21 protein-coding genes and 1 pseudogene are annotated in these 23,490 nt (G+C 59.2%); 12 read left to right on the top strand and 10 right to left on the bottom strand.

Features of this window, described 5'->3' with window-relative positions; translation table 11 throughout:
• Positions 1 to 89: 89 nt before the first annotated feature.
• The 6 genes from AC1RCO_RS26825 to AC1RCO_RS26800 form a co-directional block, all read right to left on the bottom strand.
• On the bottom strand, positions 90 to 1,196 hold the full coding sequence (locus AC1RCO_RS26825; RefSeq protein WP_401260945.1) for a hypothetical protein: 1,107 nt from the start codon (positions 1,194 to 1,196) through the stop codon (positions 90 to 92).
• Positions 1,197 to 1,537: 341 nt separating this feature from the next.
• A complete protein-coding gene (locus AC1RCO_RS26820; RefSeq protein ID WP_015635115.1) occupies positions 1,538 to 2,635 on the bottom strand; it encodes a polyamine ABC transporter substrate-binding protein in 1,098 nt (365 codons plus the stop codon).
• 139 nt (positions 2,636 to 2,774) lie between these two features.
• Complete coding sequence (locus AC1RCO_RS26815; RefSeq protein ID WP_011060635.1) at positions 2,775 to 3,671, bottom strand: ABC transporter permease subunit; 897 nt, start codon at positions 3,669 to 3,671, stop codon at positions 2,775 to 2,777.
• On the bottom strand, positions 3,668 to 4,549 hold the full coding sequence (locus AC1RCO_RS26810) for an ABC transporter permease subunit (RefSeq protein ID WP_162865010.1): 882 nt from the start codon (positions 4,547 to 4,549) through the stop codon (positions 3,668 to 3,670). The genes AC1RCO_RS26815 and AC1RCO_RS26810 overlap by 4 nt, the downstream gene beginning before the upstream one ends.
• Before the next feature lie 44 nt (positions 4,550 to 4,593).
• Positions 4,594 to 5,736: an ABC transporter ATP-binding protein gene (locus tag AC1RCO_RS26805; protein WP_011060637.1), complete on the bottom strand. Its 1,143-nt coding sequence runs from the start codon at positions 5,734 to 5,736 to the stop codon at positions 4,594 to 4,596.
• A gap of 232 nt (positions 5,737 to 5,968) precedes the next feature.
• Complete coding sequence (locus tag AC1RCO_RS26800) at positions 5,969 to 6,724, bottom strand: gamma-glutamyl-gamma-aminobutyrate hydrolase family protein (RefSeq protein WP_011060638.1); 756 nt, start codon at positions 6,722 to 6,724, stop codon at positions 5,969 to 5,971.
• Positions 6,725 to 6,990: 266 nt separating this feature from the next.
• On the opposite strand from AC1RCO_RS26800, the gene AC1RCO_RS26795 reads away from it, so the two are divergent.
• From AC1RCO_RS26795 to AC1RCO_RS26740, 12 genes and pseudogenes are all read left to right on the top strand, one after another.
• Entirely contained in the window at positions 6,991 to 8,367 is a 1,377-nt protein-coding gene (locus tag AC1RCO_RS26795; RefSeq protein ID WP_011060639.1) for a glutamine synthetase family protein, read from the top strand.
• Positions 8,368 to 8,400: 33 nt separating this feature from the next.
• The gene (locus tag AC1RCO_RS26790) at positions 8,401 to 9,891 is read left to right on the top strand and encodes an aldehyde dehydrogenase (protein WP_492618215.1); all 1,491 of its coding nucleotides are present in this window, start codon (positions 8,401 to 8,403) and stop codon (positions 9,889 to 9,891) included.
• 55 nt (positions 9,892 to 9,946) lie between these two features.
• Positions 9,947 to 11,227 (top strand): NAD(P)/FAD-dependent oxidoreductase, encoded by a 1,281-nt coding sequence (locus tag AC1RCO_RS26785; RefSeq protein WP_401019434.1) that lies wholly within the window; start codon positions 9,947 to 9,949, stop codon positions 11,225 to 11,227.
• 268 nt (positions 11,228 to 11,495) lie between these two features.
• Positions 11,496 to 12,044, top strand: coding sequence for a cupin domain-containing protein (locus AC1RCO_RS26780; protein ID WP_011060642.1), 549 nt, complete (start codon positions 11,496 to 11,498; stop codon positions 12,042 to 12,044).
• A 149-nt stretch (positions 12,045 to 12,193) separates the two neighbouring features.
• Positions 12,194 to 13,129, top strand: a complete 936-nt coding sequence (locus tag AC1RCO_RS26775; RefSeq protein WP_492618214.1) for a PoNe immunity protein domain-containing protein — start codon at positions 12,194 to 12,196, stop codon at positions 13,127 to 13,129.
• A 337-nt stretch (positions 13,130 to 13,466) separates the two neighbouring features.
• A complete protein-coding gene (locus AC1RCO_RS26770; RefSeq protein WP_492618213.1) occupies positions 13,467 to 13,874 on the top strand; it encodes a hypothetical protein in 408 nt (135 codons plus the stop codon).
• Between the two features lie 339 nt (positions 13,875 to 14,213).
• On the top strand, positions 14,214 to 15,188 hold the full coding sequence (locus AC1RCO_RS26765) for a quinone oxidoreductase family protein (RefSeq protein ID WP_492618212.1): 975 nt from the start codon (positions 14,214 to 14,216) through the stop codon (positions 15,186 to 15,188).
• Positions 15,185 to 16,111 (top strand): LysR family transcriptional regulator, encoded by a 927-nt coding sequence (locus AC1RCO_RS26760; RefSeq protein ID WP_011060645.1) that lies wholly within the window; start codon positions 15,185 to 15,187, stop codon positions 16,109 to 16,111. The genes AC1RCO_RS26765 and AC1RCO_RS26760 overlap by 4 nt, the downstream gene beginning before the upstream one ends.
• A 38-nt stretch (positions 16,112 to 16,149) precedes the next feature.
• Positions 16,150 to 17,060, top strand: a pseudogene (rarD, locus tag AC1RCO_RS26755) (EamA family transporter RarD).
• A gap of 231 nt (positions 17,061 to 17,291) precedes the next feature.
• On the top strand, positions 17,292 to 17,933 hold the full coding sequence (locus AC1RCO_RS26750; protein ID WP_492618211.1) for a GIY-YIG nuclease family protein: 642 nt from the start codon (positions 17,292 to 17,294) through the stop codon (positions 17,931 to 17,933).
• Between the two features lie 308 nt (positions 17,934 to 18,241).
• Positions 18,242 to 18,613, top strand: a complete 372-nt coding sequence (locus AC1RCO_RS26745; protein ID WP_139187207.1) for a hypothetical protein — start codon at positions 18,242 to 18,244, stop codon at positions 18,611 to 18,613.
• Positions 18,614 to 19,002: 389 nt separating this feature from the next.
• Positions 19,003 to 19,281 (top strand): hypothetical protein, encoded by a 279-nt coding sequence (locus AC1RCO_RS26740; protein ID WP_492618210.1) that lies wholly within the window; start codon positions 19,003 to 19,005, stop codon positions 19,279 to 19,281.
• Positions 19,282 to 19,405: 124 nt separating this feature from the next.
• Here the strand turns inward: AC1RCO_RS26740 and AC1RCO_RS26735 are convergent, their stop codons facing one another.
• The 4 genes from AC1RCO_RS26735 to AC1RCO_RS26720 form a co-directional block, all read right to left on the bottom strand.
• Positions 19,406 to 19,942, bottom strand: a complete 537-nt coding sequence (locus tag AC1RCO_RS26735) for a hypothetical protein (protein WP_145714070.1) — start codon at positions 19,940 to 19,942, stop codon at positions 19,406 to 19,408.
• A gap of 319 nt (positions 19,943 to 20,261) precedes the next feature.
• Positions 20,262 to 20,516: a bacteriocin immunity protein gene (locus AC1RCO_RS26730; protein ID WP_053157707.1), complete on the bottom strand. Its 255-nt coding sequence runs from the start codon at positions 20,514 to 20,516 to the stop codon at positions 20,262 to 20,264.
• Positions 20,517 to 20,862: 346 nt separating this feature from the next.
• A complete protein-coding gene (locus tag AC1RCO_RS26725; RefSeq protein WP_073698956.1) occupies positions 20,863 to 21,579 on the bottom strand; it encodes a lecithin retinol acyltransferase family protein in 717 nt (238 codons plus the stop codon).
• A 294-nt stretch (positions 21,580 to 21,873) separates the two neighbouring features.
• On the bottom strand, positions 21,874 to 23,388 hold the full coding sequence (locus AC1RCO_RS26720) for a 2OG-Fe(II) oxygenase (RefSeq protein ID WP_492618209.1): 1,515 nt from the start codon (positions 23,386 to 23,388) through the stop codon (positions 21,874 to 21,876).
• Between the last annotated feature and the right edge of the window lie 102 nt (positions 23,389 to 23,490).

The raw sequence follows: 23,490 nt of genomic DNA, 5'->3' as shown, positions 1-23,490 counted from the left end.
CCGCTGGGCAATGGCCGCGCCGGGATTCGGCTGTTATCAGCCCGAAGGGGGCCGGTGCGAGCAGGAACCCTCGGGACCCGCCGGGCTGCTCAGTCCTGGTCCGCGCTCCTGTGTTCCAGCCAGCCAATGCTCTGCTTGCCATAGCCGGTGCTGTCCAGCAGGCGCCGGGCATCGAACCATTGCTGGCCCTCGTGGTTCTGCCATTGCTCGCCCCAGCTGTTGAGCACCTTGAGCCCTTCCTGGCACTGGCCCTGGGGCGTACACAGACGGGCATGTGCGTAGGCCACCAGGCTGTGCCGGTACTGCTCGGGGCATTTTTTCTGCTTGGCGCCGCGATACAGGCAGACGTTGGCAATGATCACCGGGTTGTCGGCATCGATCGCCTGTTTCAGCGCCGGGTACAGGCCGGCGAAGTTGTTCTGCGCGGCCGTTTCCGGCAGGGCGCGGATCTGCAGCTTGTCCTGGAGTTCGAAGAGTGCCCGGCGGCTCAGGCGCCGGCATTCGGGGGGGATGATGATGGCCGAGAAAAAACCGCCGAAGTGCGGCTTGCCCAGGGCCTGGGCAATGCCCCGGGGATCGCGGGTGGTGGCGTAGATGGCCTGGAGTTCGGCCACCTGCGTCGCGCTGGCGACACACTCGGCACAGGGGGCCTTGAGCCGGTTCTGTTGATAGAAGTCCTCCAGCGCTTTGAGTACTGCGCGCTGGGCCTTGACGTCCTCGGCGCTGATGGCGCCGCTGGGCACGAACTTGTCCTTGAACAGTTTCTCTTCGGAAAAGCACGCCTGGGACACCACGGAGCCCACCATCAGGGCCGCGGTTTCCAGGGTGTAGAGCGGGTCGCCGCCCTCGTCGATGTCCTCGTAGGAGGCGACGCTGTCTACCTCGCCCGTGGGTTTGCGGCCAAAGCGTGCCATGTCCAGGGGCGCCGCCAGCTGGTTCTTGTCGATGCGGGTGCAGTCTTCCTTGGCCGCCTGGCACTGGTAATAGTTGAATACCGCCGCCGCGCTGTGGCTGAAGCACAGGCCCAGGCCCTGCTGCGAGGTCGCCAGCGGCATGTTGCCGATGGAGTGTTCGCTGCCCGGCGCCGGCTTGGCCGTAGAGGGCAGGGCCACCAGCGCCAGCACCGGTGGTGCGGCGCTGGCGTACAGCGGGAACAAGGCAGAAGCCAGCAAGAGCGCACGTAAGGTTGCATGCATGTCGAAGGACCTGTGGCGGTCATTGTACGAAGTGGGAGGGGAGCCGTGTCGGCTGAATCTAGCCAAAGTAATGGCTGTCTGCCAGCTGTAGCCGCTGTCGAGCGTTAGCGAGGCTGCGAAAGGGGCCGCAGGACCCTCTGTTGCCGGGATCGCCTATGTCGCTTCAGCCATTCGCGCCTGCGCCAGCGGCTGCAGGGAACGCAAAAAAGGCGCCCGAAGGCGCCAAGGATTCACCCCAACCGAGGGAGCCGGGTGAAGCCGTTCGCAGGAGTGTCGCGGTGGTAAGGCGCGACGTGAACGGAAAAAGGCGAGCGGTGCCCGCCAGCGGCGGGCAGCTTGAGTCATTTGCCCAGCTTGATCCTGGTCCAGCCGCGGTTCATCACGCGCTGGATGGCGATCGGCTGGTCCGGTACTGCGTAGAGGGTGGCCAGTACGGCCTGGGGCGGGTAGGACGCCGGGTCGTTGCGGATCGCTTCGTCCACCAGTGGCGTGGCCGCCGCGTTGGCGTTGCTGTAGCCCAGGCTGTTGGTGACCTCGGCGATGATGTCCGCGCGCATCAGGAAGTTCATGAACAGGTAGGCGTTGTCGACGTTGGTGGCGTCCTTGGGGATGGCCATCATGTCGTAGAAGCTGCCGGCGCCTTCCTTGGGAATGCTGAACGCGACCTTCTCCTTGTTGCCGGCCTCTTCGGCGCGGGAACGGGCCTGCAGCACGTCGCCGGAGTAACCCACGGCCACGCAGATGTTGCCGTTGGCCAGGTCCGAGATGTATTTGGAGGAGTGGAAGTAGGTCACCGAAGGACGGATCTTCATGAACAGGGCTTCGGCTTCGAGGATCTGCGCCTTGTCCTTGCTGGTCACCGGGTAGCCCAGGTAGTGCAGGGCGGCGGGGAGCATCTCGGTGGGCGAGTCGAGGAAGCTGATGCCGCAGGCCTTGAGCTTCTCGGCGTTCTCCGGCTTGAACAGCAGGTCCCAGGAGTTGGTCGGGGCGTCGGCGCCCAGGGCCGCCTTGACCTTGTCCGGGTTGTAGCCGATGCCGATCGAGCCCCACATGTAGGGAAAGGCATGGGCGTTGTCCGGGTCGCTGGCGGAGGCGTTTTTCAGCAGCACCGGGTTGAGGTTCTTCCAGTTGGGCAAGCGGGACTTGTCCAGTTCCTGGTAGACCCCGGCCTTGATCTGCTTGGCCAGGAAGCTGTTGGACGGCACCACGATGTCGTAGCCGGACTTGCCGGTGAGCAGGCGCGCTTCCAGGGTTTCGTTGCTGTCGAAGACGTCGTAGGTGACGTGGATGCCGGTCTCGGCCTCGAACTTCTTCAGGGTGTCCGGGGCGATGTAGTCCGACCAGTTGTAGACGCGCAGCACTTTGTCGTTGGCTTGAGCGCCGGTAACCATTGCGCCCATCAAGGACAGTGAGAGCAGAGTCCTGCCAAGCATTTTCATCACTACAACTCCATTTCTTATTGTGCAGATTGCTGCGTGTGCAACTCGAGGGTTCGGGGTGAGCCTTTTTCGCCAGCAAGCTGGCTCCTACAGGTTTGGGTTATCCGTAGGAGCCAGCTTGCTGGCGAAGAGGCGATGGCTAGGCCGTCGCAGGTGTTCGTACCGCAGGTTTTTTCGCTGCCGGTGGCTGCCAGGATTCGTTGGCGGTGAAGTCCATGGCCTCCTGGATCGCCCGCTTGCGGGCGGCCTCGGCGCGGCGGCCGAAGTACCAGACCAGGAAGGTCACCAGGGACACCGCCAGCAGGATCAGGCTGGCCACGGCGTTGATCTCCGGCTTGACCCCCAGGCGCACCGCCGAGAACACTTCCATCGGCAAGGTGGTGGAACCCGGGCCGGAGACGAAGCTGGCCAGTACCAGGTCATCCAGGGACAGGGCGAAGGACATCATGCCGCCGGCCGCCAGTGACGGCGCGATCATCGGGATGGTGATCAGGAAGAACACCTTGAACGGTCGCGCTCCCAGGTCCATGGCCGCTTCTTCGATGGACAGGTCCAGCTCCCGCAGGCGCGCGGAGACTACCACGGCTACATAGGCTGCGCAGAATGTGGTGTGGGCGATCCAGATGGTGACGATGCCGCGCTCCATGGGCCAGCCGATCAATTGCGCCATGGCCACGAACAGCAGCAGCAAGGACAGGCCGGTGATCACTTCCGGCATCACCAGCGGCGCGGTGACCAGGCCGCCGAACAGCGTGCGGCCCTTGAAGCGGGTGACCCGGGTCAGCACGAAGGCCGCCAGGGTGCCCAGGGCCACCGCGGCAATGGCGGTGTAGCAGGCGATCTCCAGGGAGCGCATTACCGAGCCCATCAGTTGCTGGTTGTCCAGCAGGCCGACGTACCACTTGATCGACCAGCCGCCCCACACTGTCACCAGCTTGGAGGCGTTGAACGAGTAGATCACCAGGATCAGCATCGGCAGGTAGATGAACAGCAGGCCCAGCACCAGCATCAGTTTGGAAAATTCGAAGCGTTTCATGCCCGTGCCTCCATCTCTTTGGCCTGGCTGCGGTTGAACAGCAAGATCGGGATAATCAGGATCGCCAGCATCACCACCGCCAGGGCGGAGGCCACCGGCCAGTCACGGTTGTTGAAGAACTCCTGCCACAGTACGCGGCCGATCATCAGGGTTTCCGGGCCGCCCAAGAGTTCCGGAATCACGAACTCGCCCACCACCGGAATGAACACCAGCATGCAGCCGGCAATGATGCCGTTCTTGGCCAGGGGCACGGTGATTTTCCAGAAATTGTTGAAGTTGCTCGAACCCAGGTCCGAAGCGGCTTCCAGCAGGCTCTGGTCGTGCTTGACCAGGTTGGCGTACAGCGGCAGCACCATGAACGGCAGGTAGGCGTAGACCACGCCTATGTACACCGCGGTGTTGGTGTTGAGGATTTCCAGGGGCTGGCTGATCAGCCCGGTCCACATCAGGAAGCTGTTGAGCAGGCCGTTGTTGCTGAGGATGCCCATCCAGGCGTAGACGCGGATCAGGATCGCGGTCCAGGTCGGCATCATGATCAGCAGCAGCAAGACGTTCTGCGCCTCCTTGCTGGCCTTGGAGATGGCATAGGCCATGGGGAAACCCACCACCAGGCACATCAGGGTGCTCAGCAGGGCCACCTTCAGCGAACCCAGGTAGGCCGAGAAATACAGCTCGTCGCCGGCCAGCATGGCGTAGTTGCCGAGGTTCAGCAGCAATTGGAATTTCTGTTCGGCGTAGCTGTAGATCTCCGAGTAGGGCGGAATCGCCAGGGCCGCTTCCGAGAAGCTGATCTTCATCACCAGGAAGAACGGCAGCATGAAGAACAGGAACAGCCAGAGGAAAGGAATGCCGATCACCAGCTTGCGACCGCTGGGCAGCATACGGAACAGCTTCTGATTGAAAGTGCTCATGGTCGATGTACTCATGCTCGCAGTACCACGCCGCTGTCGTCTTCCCACCAGACGTAGACTTCGTCATCCCAGGTTGGCCGCGAGCCGCGACGCTCGGCGTTGGCCATGAACGACTGGACAATCTTGCCGCCAGGCAGCTCGACGTAGAACACCGAGTGGCCGCCCAGGTAGGCGATGTCATGCACCTTGCCCTTGGACCAGTTGTAGCGGGCATCGGGCTTGAGGGTGGTGACCAGCATCTTTTCCGGGCGGATGGCGTAGGTCACCGACTTGTCCTGCACCGAGGTGCTGACCCCGTGGCCGACGTAGATCTGCTGCTCGAGGTCCGCGCAGTCGATGATGGCGTAGCCTTCCAGGTCTTCGGTAACGGTGCCGTCGAAGGCGTTGACGTTGCCGATGAATTCGCACACCAGGCGGCTCACCGGCGCTTCGTAGATGTCCACCGGGCTGCCGGTCTGGGCGATCCAGCCCAGGTGCATGATGGCGATGCGCTGGGCCATGGTCATGGCCTCTTCCTGGTCGTGGGTCACCATCACGCAGGTCACGCCCACGCGCTCGATGATCTCCACCAGTTCCAGTTGCATCTGCGAGCGCAGCTTCTTGTCCAGGGCGCCCATGGGTTCGTCCAGCAAGAGCAGCTTGGGGCGCTTGGCCAGGGAGCGGGCCAGGGCCACGCGCTGGCGCTGGCCACCGGAGAGCTGGTGCGGCTTGCGCTTGGCGTACTGGGTCATGTGCACCAGCTTGAGCATTTCCTCGACCCGGGCGTCGATCTCGCTGGCCGGCAGGCGGTCCTGCTTGAGGCCGAAGGCAATGTTCTGGGCCACGGTCATGTGGGGGAACAGGGCGTAGGACTGGAACATCATGTTGATCGGCCGCTCGTAGGGCGGCATGTCGGTGATGTCCACGCCATCCAGCAGGATGCGGCCTTCGGTGGGGCGTTCGAAGCCGGCGAGCATGCGCAGCAGGGTGGATTTGCCGGAGCCGGAACCGCCCAGCAGGGCAAAGATCTCGCCTTGGTGGATCTCCAGGGACACATCGTCCACGGCCACGGTTTCATCGAACTTCTTGGTCACGCGGTCGATCTTGACCAGGACCTTCTGCGGGCTCGGAGTGCCTTCGAGGGCCTTGCGGTAAGTGCTGGAGGCGTTTGCCATGTGAAACTCCCAACAGGTGTCAGCAGCCCGATCAATTCGGCCGGGCCTAAAGGTTGATTGCCAGCCCGCAGTGAGTGCGGGCTGATTCGGCGCTGCCTCCCTGGCGGCCTGACGCTATTTGTTGTTGTGGTCTTGCCGTGTGTTGCTCACGCTGGACGACGGGCGCGCACAGGCGCGCTCGCCGCGGGGCAGGGCGTGATGAATCGTCTGGGTTGTGGCCGCGGCCGGTGGTTCAGCGCCGTTGTGCGGCCCGTTGCCGGCAGGCGTCGCCAAAGGCCTGGAAGATCCGCAGGTAGGCCGGGTTCGACAGCACCTGCCATTCCGGGTGCCACTGCACGCCGAAGGCGAAGGCCTTGCTGTGTTCCACCGACAGCGCCTCGATCAGGCCGTCCGGGGCCACGGCCTCGACCCGCAGGCCGGGGGCCAGGCGGTCGACGCCCTGGCTGTGGATCGAGTTGACCTGGATCTCACCGCCCAGGCCCATGGCCTCGAACACACCGCCGGGCTGGATCGCCACCGGGTGCGCCGGGGCGTACTGCACTTCGATGCGCGGATCGTCGGCTTCGCGGTGGTCCATGTAGCCCGGCAGTTCATGCACCTTCTGGTGCAGGCTGCCGCCGAAGGCCACGTTCATTTCCTGGAAGCCGCGGCAGATGCCGAGCACCGGCACGCCGGCGGCAATCGCCGCGCGCAGCAGGGGCAGGGTGGTGGCATCGCGCTGCGGGTCGTGGGCGGTGCCCGGCTCGCTGGGAGTGCCTTGGTAATGGAAGGGTTCGACATTGGATGGCGAGCCGGTAAACAGCAGCCCATCCACTTGCCGCAGCAGATCGTCGATGTCGATCAGATCCGCCAGGGAAGGAATGATCAGGGGCAGGCCCTCGGCCGCGACGCTGACAGCACGCAAGTACTTGTCGCCGCTGACGTGGTAGGGGTGCAGGCCGATCTCTTTGACGCACGCAGTAACGCCGATCAATGGCTTGAATGCCATTTTTATCACCTCGAAATTCACGCTGGAACGAGTTTTTCCAGAGCTTATCCTCGTTGATTTTAATTAACAACTTCCATGTAAAAAATTCTAAACATTATCTGCTTGAAACCCGCAGGCGGCGCGGATTGCGCGGCGTATCGACCTTTAGTGAGGCAAAATAATTGACGAATGGTGGCTGCTGTTGGCTATTGACTCCGGTTTTTCTTTCGGGTTGACTGCTGGCGTGTCACAGCAGTGAACATAATAATTAACACAATAGGTGCATCATGTCGGTCCCCCCGCGTGCCATTCAACTCAATGAAGCCAATGCCTTCCTGAAAAAACACCCCGAGGTTCTCTACGTCGATCTGCTGATTGCAGACATGAACGGTGTGGTGCGCGGCAAGCGCATCGAGCGCACCGCGCTGCACAAGGTCTATGAGAAGGGCATCAACCTGCCCGCCTCGCTGTTTGCCCTGGATATCAACGGTTCCACGGTGGAAAGCACCGGCCTGGGCCTGGACATCGGCGATGCCGACCGCATCTGCTACCCGATCCCCGGCACCCTGAGCGTCGAGCCCTGGCAGAAGCGCCCCACCGCGCAACTGCTGATGACCATGCACGAGATCGAAGGCCAGCCATTCTTCGCCGACCCCCGCGAAGTGCTGCGCCAGGTGGTGAGCAAGTTCGATGAGATGGGCCTGACCATCTGCGCGGCCTTTGAACTGGAGTTCTATCTGATCGACCAGGACAACGTGAACGGCCGTCCGCAGTCGCCCCGTTCGCCGATCTCCGGCAAACGTCCGCATTCCACCCAGGTCTACCTGATCGACGACCTCGACGAGTACGTCGACTGCCTGCAAGACATCCTCGAAGGCGCGAAAGAGCAGGGCATTCCGGCCGACGCCATCGTCAAGGAAAGCGCCCCGGCGCAGTTCGAAGTCAACCTGCACCACGTCAGCGACCCGATCAAGGCCTGTGACTACGCAGTACTGCTCAAGCGCCTGGTGAAGAACATCGCCTACGACCATGAAATGGACACCACCTTCATGGCCAAGCCTTACCCGGGCCAGGCGGGCAACGGCCTGCATGTGCACATCTCGATCCTCGACAAACAGGGCAACAACATCTTCGCCAGCGAAGACCCGGAAACCAACGAAGCCCTGCGCCATGCCATCGGCGGCGTGCTCGACACCCTGCCGCAGCAGATGGCCTTCCTGTGCCCCAACGTCAACTCGTACCGCCGCTTCGGTGCGCAGTTCTACGTGCCGAACTCGCCGACCTGGGGCATCGACAACCGCACCGTGGCCGTGCGCGTACCCACCGGTTCTGCCGATGCGGTGCGCATCGAGCACCGGGTGGCCGGCGCCGACGCCAACCCTTACCTGCTGATGGCTTCGGTGCTGGCGGGCATTCACCACGGCCTGACCAACAAGATCGACCCGGGCGCGCCGGTTGAAGGCAACTCCTACGAGCAGAACGAACAAAGCCTGCCCACCAACCTGCGGGACGCCTTGCGTGTACTGGACGACAGCGAAGTGATGGCCAAGTACATCGACCCGATGTACATCGACGTGTTCGTGGCCTGTAAGGAAAGCGAGCTGGCGGAGTTCGAAAACTCCATCTCCGACCTGGAATACAACTGGTACCTGCACACGGTCTGATGACCGTGTCACTTCCTGCGTTGAGTATTTGCCATGACTAAATCCCGCAGCGACTGGGAGCAGCACTTCCAGTCCCTCAGCCTCGAAGGCCGTGCCTTTATCGACGGCCAGTACTGCGCCGCCGCCAGCGGCGCGACCTTTGAATGCCTGAGCCCGGTGGACGGACGCTTTTTGGCCAACGTTGCCAGCACCGATCAGGCCGATGCCGATCGTGCGGTGGCGGTGGCGCGCCAGGCGTTCAACAGTGGCGTCTGGTCGGGCAAGGCCCCGGCCGAGCGCAAGCGCATCCTCACGCGCTTTGCCGAACTGATACTTGAGCACCAGGAAGAACTGGCGCTCCTGGAAACCCTGGACATGGGCAAGCCGATTGGCGACTCCATGGCCATCGACATTCCGGCCACGGCCAACGCCATCCGCTGGAACGCCGAAGCCATCGACAAGCTCTACGATGAAGTGGCGGCCACCCCTCACGACCAGTTGGGCCTGGTGACCCGGGAACCGGCGGGCGTGGTAGCGGCCATCGTGCCGTGGAATTTCCCGCTGATCATGGCCAGCTGGAAATTCGCCCCGGCCCTGGCGGCGGGCAACTCGTTCATTCTCAAGCCGTCCGAAAAGTCGCCGCTGACCGCGATCCGCATCGCCCAGCTGGCCCTGGACGCCGGCATCCCCAAGGGCGTGTTCAACGTCCTGCCGGGTTACGGCCACACCGTCGGCAAGGCCCTGGCCCTGCACATGGACGTGGACGTGCTGGCCTTCACCGGCTCCACCGCCGTGGGCAAGCAACTGTTGGTGTACTCCGGCGAAAGCAACATGAAGCGGGTGTGGCTGGAAGCCGGTGGCAAGAGCCCCAACGTGGTGTTTGCCGATGCCCCGGACCTGCGCGCAGCGGCTGAAGCAGCGGCTGCGGCCATCGCCTTCAACCAGGGCGAGGTCTGCACCGCCGGCTCGCGCCTGCTGGTGCAGCGCTCGATCCGCGAACAGTTCATCCCGCTGCTGGTGGAGGCCCTCAAGGGCTGGAAACCGGGCCATGCCCTCGATCCGGAAACCCGGGTTGGCGCGATGGTGGACCAGCGCCAACTGGAGAACGTGCTGCGCTACATCGAGATCGGCAAGGAGCAGGGCGGCCAACTGCTGGCCGGCGGTGTCCGCACCCTGGAAAGCACTGGCGGCCTGTATGTCGAGCCGACGATCTTCGACGGCGTGACCAACGCCATGACCATCGCCCGGGAAGAGATCTTCGGCCCGGTGCTGTCGGTCATCAGTTTCGATACCGAAGAAGAAGCGCTGCAGATCGCCAACGACAGCATCTTCGGCCTGGCGGCCGGGGTCTGGACCGCCAACCTCAGCCGCGCCCACCGTTTTGCCCGTGGCCTGCGGGCCGGCAGCGTATGGGTCAACCAGTACGACGGCGGCGACATGACCGCGCCGTTCGGCGGCTTCAAACAGTCCGGCAACGGCCGCGACAAGTCGTTGCACGCCTTCGACAAATACACCGAGCTCAAAGCGACCTGGATCAAGCTCTAACTCTTATAACAACAGCGGCGGCGGGCCTGGGCCCGTACCCGCTGGGGAATTTCTCATGCAAACCTACGTGAACAGCTACTACGCGGCGACCCGCAACCAGGCCACCGACTACCCGCAACTCGAAGAGTTGGTGGAGTGCGACGTCTGCGTGATCGGCGCCGGCTACACCGGCCTGTCCTCGGCCTTGTTCCTGGCGGAAGCCGGCTACAGCGTCACCGTGCTGGAAGCGGCCAAGGTCGGCTTCGGCGCCAGCGGGCGCAACGGCGGGCAACTGGTCAACTCCTACAGCCGCGACGTGGACGTGATCGAAGAACGCTACGGCGAAAAAAGCGCCGAAGTGCTCGGCAGCATGATCTTCGAAGGCGCCGACATCATCCGCCAGCGCATCCAGCACTACGACATCCAGTGCGACTACCGCCCCGGTGGCATCTTCGCCGCCCTGAACAACAAGCAGCTCAAGGGCCTGGCGGAACAGAAGCGCAACTGGGAGCGCCTGGGCAATAACAACCTGAAGATGCTCGACAAGGCGCAGATCGACCGCGAAGTCGGCACCAAGAACTACATCGGAGGCCTGCTGGACATGCAGGGCGGCCACATCCACCCGCTGAACCTGGCCCTGGGCGAAGCCAGCGCCATCATCGGCCTGGGCGGCAAGATCTTCGAACAGTCGGCGGCGGTGGAAATCACCTACGGCGAACCCAACGTGGTGCGCACCGCCAAGGGCGTGGTCCGCGCCAAATACCTGCTGATCGCCGGCAACGCCTACCTGCAGCAAGACCTCGACCCCCGCGTGACCCGCAAGAGCATGCCTTGCGGTTCGCAGATCGTGGTCACCGAGCAGTTGCCGGAACAACTGGCCCGCAGCCTGATCAGCAACAACTACTGCGTGGAAGACTGCAACTACCTGCTGGACTACTTCCGCCTGACCGGCGACAACCGTCTGCTGTACGGCGGCGGCGTGGTCTACGGCGCCCGGGAACCGGATGATATCGAGCAACTGATCCGGCCGAAGATCCTCAAGACCTTCCCCCAGCTCAAGGACGTGAAGATCGACTACCGCTGGACCGGCAATTTCCTGCTGACCATGTCGCGCATGCCGCAATTCGGCCGTATCGAAAAGAACGCCTACTACATGCAGGGCTACAGCGGCCACGGTGTTACCTGTTCGCACCTGGCGGGCAAGCTGATTGCCGAAATGATCCGCGGCGACGCCGAGCGCTTCAACGCCTTCGCCTCCCTGCCGCACATGCCGATGATCGGCGGGCGCACCTTCCAGGCCCCGTTGACCGCCATGGGCGCCGCGTACTACGCCCTGCGCGACCGCTTCGGTATCTGACGCCACCTCGCTCCTACAGCCCCCACTCCTGTAGGAGCGAGCTTGCTCGCGAAGCTCCGGCCCTTGACCCACTCCAGGAAAAGCCCCGCAAAGCCCCAGAAAACCGGCACTCCATCACCCGGCCTTCACGCCCATCGCCAGTCTTTACAGCTTGCCTGTCAAACATGTTTAAATAGCCGCCTTTTCAGGCTCCAGGGCAGCCAAATCGCGACGTTCGCGACCCAACCGCCGCAAAAATACCCTTAAGTACTTCTCACATAAGGCTGTTATGGACACGGGCACCCGACTCAAACTCGTTCGCGAAAGCTACAAACTCTCCCAGCGCGAGCTGGCCCGTCGTAGCGGCGTAACCAATGCCACCATCTCCCTGATCGAACAGAACCGCGTCAGCCCCTCCGTCAGCTCCCTGAAAAAGCTGCTGGAAGGCATCCCCATGTCCCTGGCCGACTTCTTCACCTTCGACCAGCCGCCCCGTGAGCACCAATACGTGTTCCGCGCCAACGAACAGCCCGACCTCGGTCGCGACGGCCTGCGCCTGTTGATGATCGGCGCCCCGGTGGCCAACCGGCAGATGCGCTTTCTGCGCGAGCAATACGCCCCCGGCGCCAGCTCCGGCGAAGAAGCCATCGTGCATGCCGAAGGCGAGGAGTGCGGCCTGGTGACCCGCGGCACCGTGGAGTTGACCGTGGACGGGCAAGTCAGCGTGCTCAACCCGGGGGATGGCTATTACTTCCCCACCACCTTGCCCCACAGCTTCCGCAACATTGGCCAGGATGAGGCGGAAATCATCAGCGCCAACACCCCGGCGAACTTCTAAGGGGCCGGGTAACTGATCCGGCTCGACCTGCTGCAACCCTATCCAGCCTGCGCCTTGTGTCGCGGGCTTTGTTTTTTGGACCGGTGACTGCGCGTTGCCGCGCTTGCCGGCAACGCCTGGAGCGGGCGTCGTTCAGGTAAGGAAGACCCATGATCAAGGACAGACGACAAGCATTCCTCAGCGCAGCGCGCCTTGCGAACTTCTTCAGCAACTACCAGCACAGCGTGGAGTTCTTTGCCGAAAACACCTTTGAGTCCGACTCCGAAGCACAGGAAAAGTCCCTCAGGGCCCGGCATTTCCAGAAGTGGATCTTCAAGGAAATCCTCATCCGCTACACCGCCGGCCACAGCATCGACCTGCTGATTCCCCTGCTGGAAACCCTGGTGGACAGTTACGAACACCTGCAAAGACAACTGGCCCAGTACAACCAGATTCCGAACATCACCCCCTTGGCGATCGACGACTGGCTCGACCAGTACCAAGAGTGCGTCCAGGTGTTCAGCCTGTGCATCTTGCTGCACCGCACCGACCTGCTCAAACGCTTCGTGGCCCTGATCGACCCCGCGGGTTACGCCGGGGACGACACCCTCTACGAAGACCTGCTGAGCAAACTGCTGCCCGACCGATATGACGTCGATGACTGGTACCACGACGTCTACACACCGCTGATACAAGCCATCTACGCCGACGACCCGGCCGAGGCCAGCGACCTTTTGCAGCAGTACTGTGACGACTGGTACCCCGCGTTCGAACAGGCGCCCTGGCACGACAGCCACCTGCAAGGGGACGAGGGCAGCTATTGCGGGTATTGGGCGTTCGAGGCGGCAGCCATCGCCTTTCTGTATGGCATCGATGACAGCGGGGTCGAGCACAGGGTCTATCCCAAGGATCTGCTGGCCTATGCGAGGAACCTTCGGCCGAGCCACCCGAAACGTGTAGCGCCGGTGGTGGCGGGGGAGACCTGTAGTAAGGCCGGTTATTGGTTTACCCCGGCGGCGCCGGAGTCGCGGCGCTACTTTGCGCAGGGGGAAGTGATGCCGGCGTTTGAGGGGGGAGCGGTTTGGTATTGGGTCGCGCAGGGGTAGAGGGGAGGCGGGGCAGTCATCCGTTGTAGCGTTTTCCAACGCTAGTTTCTGGTCGAGTGCAGAAGGGGCTGCTATCGACTCAACGGCATCCTGAGAGAAATCTCGGCCATCCGAGTAAGGCTTCAAATCGCAGGACAAAGAGCCTGCGGGCGGTTCAACTGCTGCTCGGCCATTCGACGCTGGAGAGCACCGTTCGATATCTGGGTATTGAGACCGATGACGCCCTGGAGAGGGCGAAGCAGACTGAGGTTTGACCATGCATAGCGACGGCCGAAGACGGGCCGTCGCTAACCGGTACCGATCAGTTATTTAATGAAACTTTGAAGAGACTCGGACTGTGAAACTCAAGAAAACGACAGCTGGTGACATCGTATTGATCCCTGTAGAAGGAGGATTTAAGCCAGCCAAGGTTTTGTATGTATCAGAGCGACACAAAGACACCATTTTGCTTGGAATATATAAATTTTTTTCTACTGAACAAAGACTTCCGGACGAGTTACCTGACAGATTTGATCTCCTGCTTTACACATCAAAAGCACCTATTCAAAACAAACGCTGGCACTACGTTGGGCACGAGGATTTAAGAAACACTCAGACAGACCTAGATCTTAGAGTTGTAGCTGGGGAGCTGTGGAAAGGTGATGTTCATATCGGCGCTGCATCAGACGAAGATAGAAAAAGCTTGCCTGAAATGCTGGTAGTGGGAGCTGGGCTAGTTGAAAAAAAGGCCACTGCATTGATCTGAAGAACGCAAAAGGATCTACAGGCCGCGGTTCTACTGAACCGCCTCTTGATACTCAATGACTGCATTTGGCCGATTTCTACCGTTCGTGACAGGCCGCAATCGGCCAGAAGCGGTCGCTCCTGAACTATTGAATCGACTCGTTGCGCACACGTAGCAGCTACTTTTTTCCCTCAGCTCTGTTCGCCCCTCATCGTCTTGCGCTGCAGTTGATTTAACGATGCTATTGCTGCAATTAATACATTAATGTTCTGCATTAAGCCCATCTTGTTCATCTGAGGTTAAGTTCTCACACTGGCGGCATCGGCTTGGAAACAGCTTCTGACTGTGGAGAAAATTACCATGATATCCGCTATCCGTTTTAACCAATTCGGCGCGCCTGAGGTTCTGAAACTGGAACCAGTGAATGAGCAATTGCCAGGGCCAGGTGAGGTTTGGATTGAACAGGAGGCCATTGGGGTCAACTTCCTCGACGTGACTCAACGAAAGGGCGTAACGCCTGTTGCGCTGCCATCCGTTCTCGGATTAGAGGGAGCCGGACGGGTCGTCATCATTGGTGAAGGTGTCAGTAACGTTCAGGTTGGCGATCGTGTCGCTTATGCCACCGGACCTATAGGATCATACGCGTCCGCCCGACTTTATCCGGCAGAGCGGCTGGTGAAGATACCCGAAACCTTGTCCTTCGATGATGCTGCCGCTGTCATGTTCAAAGGCATTACAGCGCAGTACTTGCTAAAAACCACCTATCCAGTAACCCACGGCAAAACTGTCCTGATTTATGGTGTGGCGGGAGGATTGGGAGAGATCATGGTGCCCTGGGCCAAACACCTTGGGGCGACAGTGATCGGTGTAGTTTCAAAACAAGCCAGTGTTGAAAAAGCACTGACATCAGGTTGTGATGAGGTACTGGTGTTCGACGCCAAAAACCTGGCATCCGAGGTCAGTCGTATTACCCAAGGCCGAAAGGTCGATGTGGTCTATGACCCAATCGGACGTGCTTCCTTCGAGGCGTCTTTGGATAGCCTACGCCCACGCGGACTGATGGTATCGTTTGGGGCATCGTCAGGTGCGCCCTCGGCTGTTGAGTTGTCAACGCTTAACGCTAAAGGATCGCTGTTTCTGACGCGTCCATCGCTTGCAGCGCACACCGCCAGCGCGGCTGAATATCAAGAGCGGGCACAGGATGTGTTGGCAGCTATAGAGTCGGGGATTATCAAACCTCGTATCTGGGCCAGCTACGCTTTGAAAGATGCATCGCTGGCGCACACAGCGTTGGAGTCGGGGCAGTCCTCAGGAGCTATCATTCTAAAACCATGAATCTTGACGTTCTGAATAATCAGCACAGTGACGAAATCGCTGCGTTTCTGGCCGTTGCCTCGCAAGGCTCCTTTGTCGCTGCAGGCAGGCTTCTGCAGCGACACCCTACCATCGTTTCGAAACGACTGGCCGCGATGGAAAAGCGCCTGGGAGTCCGTCTCGTCGAGCGCTCCACACGGCAAGTCCGAATTACGCAAGTGGGCTCCAAGCTTGAAGAGCGTTTGCGCGCAGCCATAGACCTGATGGATGCAGCTCAGCAGCAGGCGGCGGAAGGTGCTAACGAAGTTCGAGGTACCTTGCGACTCGCTCTGCCGGCAGCTATGGGACGGCGATGGCTTGGCCCCATGTTGCCGGAGTTTCTCAGGGATCATCCGCACGTCTCGATTCTCGCAGACTATAGCGAACGCCTGGTCGACATCATTGACGAAGGATTTGACGTTGCGATCCGGATCGGAGAACTGGAAGACAACCGACTAATAGCAATGCAACTTAGTGACCATCGCCGGATTCTTTGTGCTTCGCCGGCGTATATCGAAAAGCACGGCATGCCCGAAACCCCACACGACCTGATCGAGCACAATTGTCTTCGCTTCAGTGGTCTTGCGTCTTTTCCGCAGTGGAAACTTTATCGCGGCAGCGAATTCCAGACCGTCTTGCCAAAAGGAAACCTGACGGCCAACGACAGCGAATCATTACTCGCCGCGGCTTGCGCTGATTCAGGAATATTGGGTGCTGGCGAATGGTTGATGCGTCATGACATTGCGGCCGGAAAGTTGCTTCATGTTCTCCCGGACTGGCAGCTGGACACCGCCGGAGGGGTTTATCTGGTCAGACCCTCATCTAAGTTTCCCAGCGCCGTAGTAACGGCCTTCAAAAAATGGGTCGAATCAAAATTTATTCCCGCGCCCCCATGGGCAATTTAGCCGTCGGATAATTCTCACTTCAAAGAAATGGAGGCCCCTTGTTCAAAGGCGTCGCTCTGTCTATCACTTCATCCTGCCTTTTCGCCATCCTTTACTACTACGCAACCTTGCTATCCCCACTCACTGGAGTGGAAATTTTTGGCTGGCGCATGCTGCTGATGCTGCCTTGTATCACCGCTTTTTTAATAATTAGCGGAGCATGGTGCCAAGTGAAGATCGTCTGGCAACGCCTTAGGCAGAGACCACGGTTACTCATCGGACTTTGCTTGAGCAGCGCTCTGCTGGGTACCCAGCAATGGCTATTCATGTGGGCACCGCTCAACGGGCATGGCCTCGATGTTTCACTTGGCTAATTCCTGCAGCCTCTCGTAATGCTCCTGTTCGGCAAAGTTGCTTACGGTGACCAGCTGACACCAATCCAAAAAATTGCCGCTCTTTGCGCTGGGCTAGGCGCGCTCAATGAGCTTTATCAGGTTGGGAAAATATCGTGGTCTACGCTGTTGGTTGCCTTCGGTTTTCCACTGTATTTCATGTTGCGGCGTAAGCTCTCTACCGCGAGCCTCGGCTTACGCTACCGGTTGCCGCCTATTTTGCGATGGGAGTCAGGTCGACGCCGGGGGTGTTCACTCAGGTGCCCAATTTGTATCTATTGCTTGCGCTGTTGGCAATCATCAGTTCGGCGGCATTCATGTCCTACACCGTTGCAGGAAAGCATCTACCGTTCAGCCTGTTCGGTTTACTGGGTTACGTAGAACCGATATTGATGGTCGCAGTAGCGTTGATCCTGGGTGAGCGGATCAAGCCTGAACAGTGGCTGACATATGTGCCAATCTGGACTGCGGTTGGGTTGCTTGTTTTAGACGGTGGACGCTATTTGTGGGCAGCATGGTTTTCAGCACGCGAACAGCATTCAGCAACGGCCAAAGTGGAATTGTGTAGTTTCGACTGAGAAGTGAGACTAGAACTCTACAGTTGCTCACCGGCATCTAAGGGATGACTTCAGCAGGATCTGACGGGCCGCTATTGGCCGGTAGCTGCCCTTTGCGAGAGGCACCTATCGGCCAGCAGGAGTCGTCACAAGTTGTGAAGAAAAGCGTATTTCTGCGATGTGCGTGAGTTATGTTTCATTGGTTGATCTGCTGGTACCATCAACGTAAATCAGCATTTTCTAGGATTGAGTATGCAGGGCGAACTAAGCTTCACCGATGTGGTACGGGAGATTCTTCGGCAGCATCCTGAGGGACTGACACCGCAACAGATCCGAGAGTTCGTGAAGACCGGATACCCTCAGTACGTTGGCACGCCAAGCCATTTGAAAAACGTCGCTGCAGGTAACTACAAAGATGTTGACCATGCTGTTCTTGCCCGAATTTACTTAGCCTGCAGAGGCGCCTCGGACATCGCGGCAGATAAAAGTCGTAAGCCTCACCTAATGACTCTCTTGGCAGACGCCGCCTCAGCGGACACCAAGGCTGATGATTTCATTGAGGGGGAGGACCTTGCCAAGCTAGAGGCGGATATCGGGACGCTGTACGTGCTCTCCACCGGTCTCTATACCGCTGAGCAAGTCGAGATCGTAAAGATTGGAATAACCAGTGGGTCAGTCGACAAGCGCATCACACAGCTCTATACGACGGGGGTACCTTTTCGCTTCACGATCTTAAGCCAACTTGAAACCACAAACTATTCAAAGCTAGAGCAGGCTTTGCATTGTTTGTTTGATAAATATCGGATCAATAAGTCCCGAGAGTTTTTTACAGGGAATTGTCTAAAATTCCTTCCTGATCTAATCGCGATTCACCGGAAAATTGAGGAGGCGTGAGCCGGTAGGGGGGAGCGAAGGAAGCAATGGAGCAGGGTTGATTTTCCTACTTTGACTGACAGTTTTCGGCCAGAAGCTTCACCCTCGGGGAGGGTGGCTCGTTACGAGCAGCAGCAGTAACAGGCCATGGACACGTTGCTAGCGACTTCGTAATCTCCGTGAAGACTCATGTCGCTTTTCCCCCGCTATTGTCGCGTTATAGCCGTACCTAAGGTGCTGCTGAAGGGGAAGTAACTTTATCAGACACAAGTGGCGGAAAATTTTATCCCGCGTGTGTCGTCTACTTACAGTTAGGAAATGGCCAAACTATGCAAGACCCGATTCAGACAATCCGAGAAATTCTGATCTCAGCTGCAAGAGACAGGAAAACTGTTTCTTACCCGAAAATTTACAATGTCTTCAAAACAGGCACGCCAAAGAACGAGGTATGGGATACTTTTGAGGAGGCGTGCAGAGGTATTTGCGACAGCAAAACAGCAATCTACGGCGCGTTGCTTTCAAAAAAAGACACTGGACTCCCCGAAAGTGGTTTCTTCGATATTTATAAAAACATGAGGGGAGCTCATTACAGAGCAATTGCAGGCAACGTCGAGGCAAACGTTTTGACAGGAGCTCATAAAAAATTATTCTGTGATACCGAAAGAAGCACTGTCTACCAGCATGTCCTCACTATCTCCTAACAACGCGCTCAAAGAGCTCACTTCGCTCACTGGGACGGGCTGGGTCATGGGGGCGAAGCTGAGATGCGTGTGAGGCACCTTTTGGCCGATTTCTGCCTATGCCCACCGTCAGCTTAGGGTCGAAAGCGGCCATTGGTAAGAGGCTGCTTCCGGGCAAAGGCAGCCTGTCATAAGCTGATCACTGTATGTTTTTGAAACGATAAACCGAACGATCTTTTACCCAGAAACTGTCATCGAGCGAATACCACTTCTATAGTCCAACACGTCACCGCAACTTAAGTGACTGGTCATCGCGGGCCAAAAAACTATGGGCATAAACCTCGTCTCTTAGCCGATTCCATTTGGCTGTTTGACGGCGGTAAAGACTTGTCTCTCATGGAGCTTCACCAATGACCCGCACACCTACCTGCAATCCCATCTCGCTCACCCGCAACGACACTGACCATCCCGTCCTCTACCTGGACGCCAACGCCTCGTTGGCCGATCTGTATACCTGCGCTCAGCAACGCATCGGTGCAGCCCGCAACCTGCTGGAAATCCTCGACTGCGCTTCTGTTCCGCAGGACCTCTCACAGATCCGCTTTGCCATCGGCCTGTTGCTCAGTGATGGCTTCGATCTGCTGCGTACCTTGGGTGATAGAACCTTAGGGCAGGCTGATCCTGTCTGACCCCTGGTTGAGTAATGAAGCAACAAAAAAGGCGACGCAATGCGTCGCCTTTATGATTGAACGGGGCGCTTTCCAACGATCGGCTTTGTGCCCGCTTTCCTGCCTCTGCTCCAGTGCCTTTTTTCTAAAAGTTGAAACGTTGGTCAAACACGGTCTGCTCGCCTACCGTCACGCTGCATTGGCGGGCCACTTCAACCGGCATCACCTTGCCCAGCAACGGCGCCAGCGACTTGTAGAACGCCTTGTCGCAGGCGTCGTCTTTGCTGAAGGCTTGGGAGTTACCGGCCGCGTCTGCCGTAATCCGGCAGCCTGCCACCAATTCGGTTGGCAACTCGCTCAATGGCACTGTCTTCGAGCCGGAGCCCTGCAACTCGATCAGCTCCTTGCATGTGCCCTTGGCCGGACCTTCCTTGATGGTTTTGGCGAAGGCGACGCGTTGGTAGTCAGTACCGGTGAACAGCACCTGGTCGTTAACAGTGACTCGGTATTGTGAGGGTTTGAAGGCGATGGTCTTGATGCAGAACTGCGTAGTGACCGGTTTCCCATTGAACTCAGAGGTGGCCGCTTTGCAACCTGGCGTGGCCTGGGTGAAGGTGGTATCGGGCGAGCTGGCACAACCGGCCAGTGAAAGCAGACACACACCCAACAGCATTCTTTTCATGGGACTTCCTGTGCTCAAACACACCGCCTCCAGCAGGCGGCTCCGGACGCGGATCATACCAGCGACCTGTTGGCCAAAGGCGCAGAAAGGCAAGGAGGCCCTTTAACTCGGCTACCGAATCCCATCTCGACAGTTGTCTGCTTCCGGCCCAGGCGCTGTGAAGAGCCCAAGTAAAAATCGAAACCCGCGTTACTACATGAAAGCTGAACTGGAGTGGTCGCCCCAAGAAACACGGACAGATTTGTTTCTCTACCCTAAACGTCCGCTATTGGCTGTTTTTAATTATGAGCGTGTCTCTTTATGTGGGTAAGCGCTGCAATCAGTCGTTCTTGAACCCCGGCAGCCCCTGGGCTTTCCGCCATTCCTTCACTGTCTTAGTAACACCCTCGGCGGAGTTATCCGCACCGGGTTCAGGGTGGAAAATCAGGTCATAGCCATCTGGATGGCCTGAGAGCTTGCTGAACTTTTCAAGCAACTCACCCAGCTCATCGTCCGTCCCGCCTTTGTTGACCACCCGTATGTTTCTGACGAAGGAAATGAATTCGGTTTCGGTAAAATCAGAAGTATCTTCCACGTTGTGCCTATTTTTTCTTGTGAAGATTAATGTGATTTTGTGGGTTTTTAACCCTCAAGTTTTCTGCGTCTTATACCGCCCCAACGTCCACAATGCGCTCGAGATGGTGTCTGAATAGCTCTCACTTTGTAGATTCTTTGATTGACCGCTTCTGGCTGCGGATGCAACCGGTCGATGCAACTTGCCTAGCGATGCCTGCAATCTGCTGCGCGCCTTGGGTGAGAGAACCATGGGGCATGGCTGATCCTGCGTACACCCCGGCTGAGTTCTGAAAATACGAAAAAGGCGACGCAATGCGTCGCCTTTTTACTGGAGGGGGGCATGCCTTTGCCGAGGTCTCAACGACTTACCACCAGTCCGTAACCAAATCCCAGATGCTACTGACCACATAGGCCGCGCCTACTGCGACGGCTGCGGTTGCCACCGCCGGGGCAAGGGCTGTGCCTCCGACGATACCGACTGTGCTCAATCCCACAGCCGTCATGCTGGAAACTCCACCCGTAGCCGCGAAACCGGCAACGGTGCTGACTGCCCCCTTGGCCAGGGCCTGTCCAGCCAATGATCGGGCTACGTGATTGGCTGCGGTCTTGGTTGCCTGGCCGGCCAGTATTTTGCCTGCGGCCGAGGTCCCCGCTTTAGTGAGTAGAACCTTGGTCGTTTGTTCGGCCGTTTGCTTTGCTACTTGGCGCATCAGCAGATGGGTTACGAGGTTGCTACTCAGGCGTTCGGTCGCGGCGTTGATCTGTTCGCTGGAGTGCCGGTCGGTGGCGCACCAGGTGGCAAAATGCTCGCAATTGTTGAACAGAAGATTGTATTCATCCTCGCCCAGCCTGGAGCGCGCTCGACGACAGATTTCGGGCCCGCGGAAGTAGACCTTTTTGTAGGTCTTGATTCGCGCTTTCTTGTTTTGCAGGAAGGCTTCAAGAGAGGTCGACTCGATACATCCCTTATGAAGACCCGAGCCCATACCGGAATAGTGGATCACGCGATTTCTGCCGACAAAAATCCCGTGGTGGGTATAGAGACCTCGACCAACAATCAGATGAGTTCCAGTGGGGTACATGTCCAATCAGGCTCCAGTGATGTGCTTTTGAAGGCGGCACTCGCAAGCGTTCCGGTGATATCGAGGGGCTTGATCCGTGTCGCAGTCTTCATGCAGGCATTTCCAGCTGTTCATGGGCGTATCGCCAAGATTGTCGCCCCGAGCATAGGTTGCATCATAAACATCGGGCCCCAGTGGTTGCCATCAAAATGCCGCTATTTACGTTGCGTCTTTTCGCGGGCTGGGCGCTTCGGGTATCGCTGCGGTATGTGCGCTCGAAAGCACGGGTATTGGGTAGCGCAGGAGTAGGGCGTCCTAACCCTTGTCGCCATGCACCAATATCCGGCCGTCATACCCACAGCTGATCCAGCCACCGGAGCGGGTGGGGAGCACATCGGTTGCAAAGTTGTCGTGTGAGCCGATGCTCACCCCCTGTCGTGAGGGCAGGTTCCAGCGCTTGACGAATCCGTCCTCGCCGCAGGTCAGCAGCATGTGTCGCGCCTCGAAGCGCACGCGCCGCACAGGCCCGTCATGAGCGGCAAGGCAATCCAGGAGCGCGAGCATCGGATCGGTCGCTAGCAGGTGCACCGCGCCGTCGAGATCACCAGCGGCCAAGGTGACGCTGCCATCGGCGTCGATCCAGCTCGCCAGCGTTCTCAGGGGGCGGCCCAGATCGAGCACTTGTACGCAGTCCCGCTCCTCGGGTTGCCACAGCCTGACGGTTCCGTCCTCCGATGCGGTGGCGAAACCGCCGTTGGCCGTAGGCGCGATCGCCCAGACCCAGCAGGCGTGGGCCTGACGCTTGTCCGTGGCACCTGTCGCCAGGTTCCAGACTGTCACGCGACCGTCAGCAGCCCCGGTCACGAGGCGGTCAGCGCCTAACTTTGCCGAGGACAGGACGGCCGAATCCGATGTGCCGACCAACCTTGACTTGCCGGTCGCCAAGGACCAATGCCGGACTGTTCGATCCCGCGAATGAGAAACAAGCTCGCCAGGCGCCACGTCCACCAGACCCAGAATGGATTGTGTATGTCCGTCAAGCTGGCCCAGGCACCGGCCCTCGCGATCCCACAGCCGGATGGTTGCGTCACGCCCGGCGCTTGCCAAGCCCCTGTCGCCAAGGTCGGCAAGCGCCCATACGTAACCGCGGTGGCCCGGCTGGAAGGGGCCGTCGACGTGCAAGGATTGCTGTGGCTCGTACATCAGGTCACTGCGCATGACGTATTTTTGGCCAGCGTCCACTAAGGCGCCGGCGTGCCAGAGTGTGTGGTCGAATACGATCAGGCTGCCCTTTCGGGGGCGCAGCCTGAGCGTGGAATCCCGGTTCGACATGGCTGCGGACCGTCCCTCGAAGAACACGGTCTCTCCGCCGCTGAATGCATCGTCGTTAAGATAAATCATGAAGGTCAGGCGTGACTGTTGGTGCTGGCGATGGTGGACACCATCCTGATGGGCACGGAACTGGGTACCGGGCCGGTAGCGGCAGAAGCGCAGCCGCTCATTGATGCCGACCGGACGCCAGCCGTCCTCATCGATCACCGTCCCGAGCCTCGGCATCCGCAAGGCGCAGTGCTTCAAACGTTCGAATAGCCGCCCGGCCAGAGCAGGGTCGTCTGCCACGATCCGGTCATTATCGCGGTAGGAGGACGGGTAGTCCGACCCTGCGCTGGCGAACCCGCACTGCTCCGTGGCTTCTATCAACGCTTCGCATTCGCTGGCCGAAAGAAACTCGTGCACCAGGACACACCGCACCCGGTCACCCAGCGGTAGCTCGACCGAGGCCGACGCAGCAGTGGCCCTCGCCATCAGTTTTTCAGCGAAGGAATTCATCGTGATCTCCAAAGTTGGTCTGATAACCAATATTTGGAAAGCTAGGGTGTGGCGGGGTCGATGTCAATGCTAAGCTGGTCGAGCAACCAACATTGGAAAGGT

Source organism: Pseudomonas sp. GW823-FHT03E05 (assembly GCF_058796855.1).
The sequence above is the reverse complement of the archived record's forward strand: the minus strand, read 5'-3'. Positions and strand labels throughout refer to the sequence as shown.

Excerpts from the sequence above, each read along its gene's own strand:
- AC1RCO_RS26825 (WP_401260945.1), bottom strand. The coding sequence starts at position 1,196 with ATGCATGCAACCTTACGTGCGCTCTTGCTGGCTTCTGCCTTGTTCCCG.
- AC1RCO_RS26820 (WP_015635115.1), bottom strand. The coding sequence starts at position 2,635 with ATGAAAATGCTTGGCAGGACTCTGCTCTCACTGTCCTTGATGGGCGCA.
- AC1RCO_RS26815 (WP_011060635.1), bottom strand. The coding sequence starts at position 3,671 with ATGAAACGCTTCGAATTTTCCAAACTGATGCTGGTGCTGGGCCTGCTG.
- AC1RCO_RS26805 (WP_011060637.1), bottom strand. The coding sequence starts at position 5,736 with ATGGCAAACGCCTCCAGCACTTACCGCAAGGCCCTCGAAGGCACTCCG.
- AC1RCO_RS26800 (WP_011060638.1), bottom strand. The coding sequence starts at position 6,724 with ATGGCATTCAAGCCATTGATCGGCGTTACTGCGTGCGTCAAAGAGATC.
- AC1RCO_RS26795 (WP_011060639.1), top strand. The coding sequence starts at position 6,991 with ATGTCGGTCCCCCCGCGTGCCATTCAACTCAATGAAGCCAATGCCTTC.
- AC1RCO_RS26790 (WP_492618215.1), top strand. The coding sequence starts at position 8,401 with ATGACTAAATCCCGCAGCGACTGGGAGCAGCACTTCCAGTCCCTCAGC.
- AC1RCO_RS26785 (WP_401019434.1), top strand. The coding sequence starts at position 9,947 with ATGCAAACCTACGTGAACAGCTACTACGCGGCGACCCGCAACCAGGCC.
- AC1RCO_RS26780 (WP_011060642.1), top strand. The coding sequence starts at position 11,496 with ATGGACACGGGCACCCGACTCAAACTCGTTCGCGAAAGCTACAAACTC.
- AC1RCO_RS26775 (WP_492618214.1), top strand. The coding sequence starts at position 12,194 with ATGATCAAGGACAGACGACAAGCATTCCTCAGCGCAGCGCGCCTTGCG.
- AC1RCO_RS26765 (WP_492618212.1), top strand. The coding sequence starts at position 14,214 with ATGATATCCGCTATCCGTTTTAACCAATTCGGCGCGCCTGAGGTTCTG.
- AC1RCO_RS26760 (WP_011060645.1), top strand. The coding sequence starts at position 15,185 with ATGAATCTTGACGTTCTGAATAATCAGCACAGTGACGAAATCGCTGCG.
- AC1RCO_RS26750 (WP_492618211.1), top strand. The coding sequence starts at position 17,292 with ATGCAGGGCGAACTAAGCTTCACCGATGTGGTACGGGAGATTCTTCGG.
- AC1RCO_RS26745 (WP_139187207.1), top strand. The coding sequence starts at position 18,242 with ATGCAAGACCCGATTCAGACAATCCGAGAAATTCTGATCTCAGCTGCA.
- AC1RCO_RS26740 (WP_492618210.1), top strand. The coding sequence starts at position 19,003 with ATGACCCGCACACCTACCTGCAATCCCATCTCGCTCACCCGCAACGAC.
- AC1RCO_RS26735 (WP_145714070.1), bottom strand. The coding sequence starts at position 19,942 with ATGAAAAGAATGCTGTTGGGTGTGTGTCTGCTTTCACTGGCCGGTTGT.
- AC1RCO_RS26725 (WP_073698956.1), bottom strand. The coding sequence starts at position 21,579 with ATGTACCCCACTGGAACTCATCTGATTGTTGGTCGAGGTCTCTATACC.
- AC1RCO_RS26720 (WP_492618209.1), bottom strand. The coding sequence starts at position 23,388 with ATGAATTCCTTCGCTGAAAAACTGATGGCGAGGGCCACTGCTGCGTCG.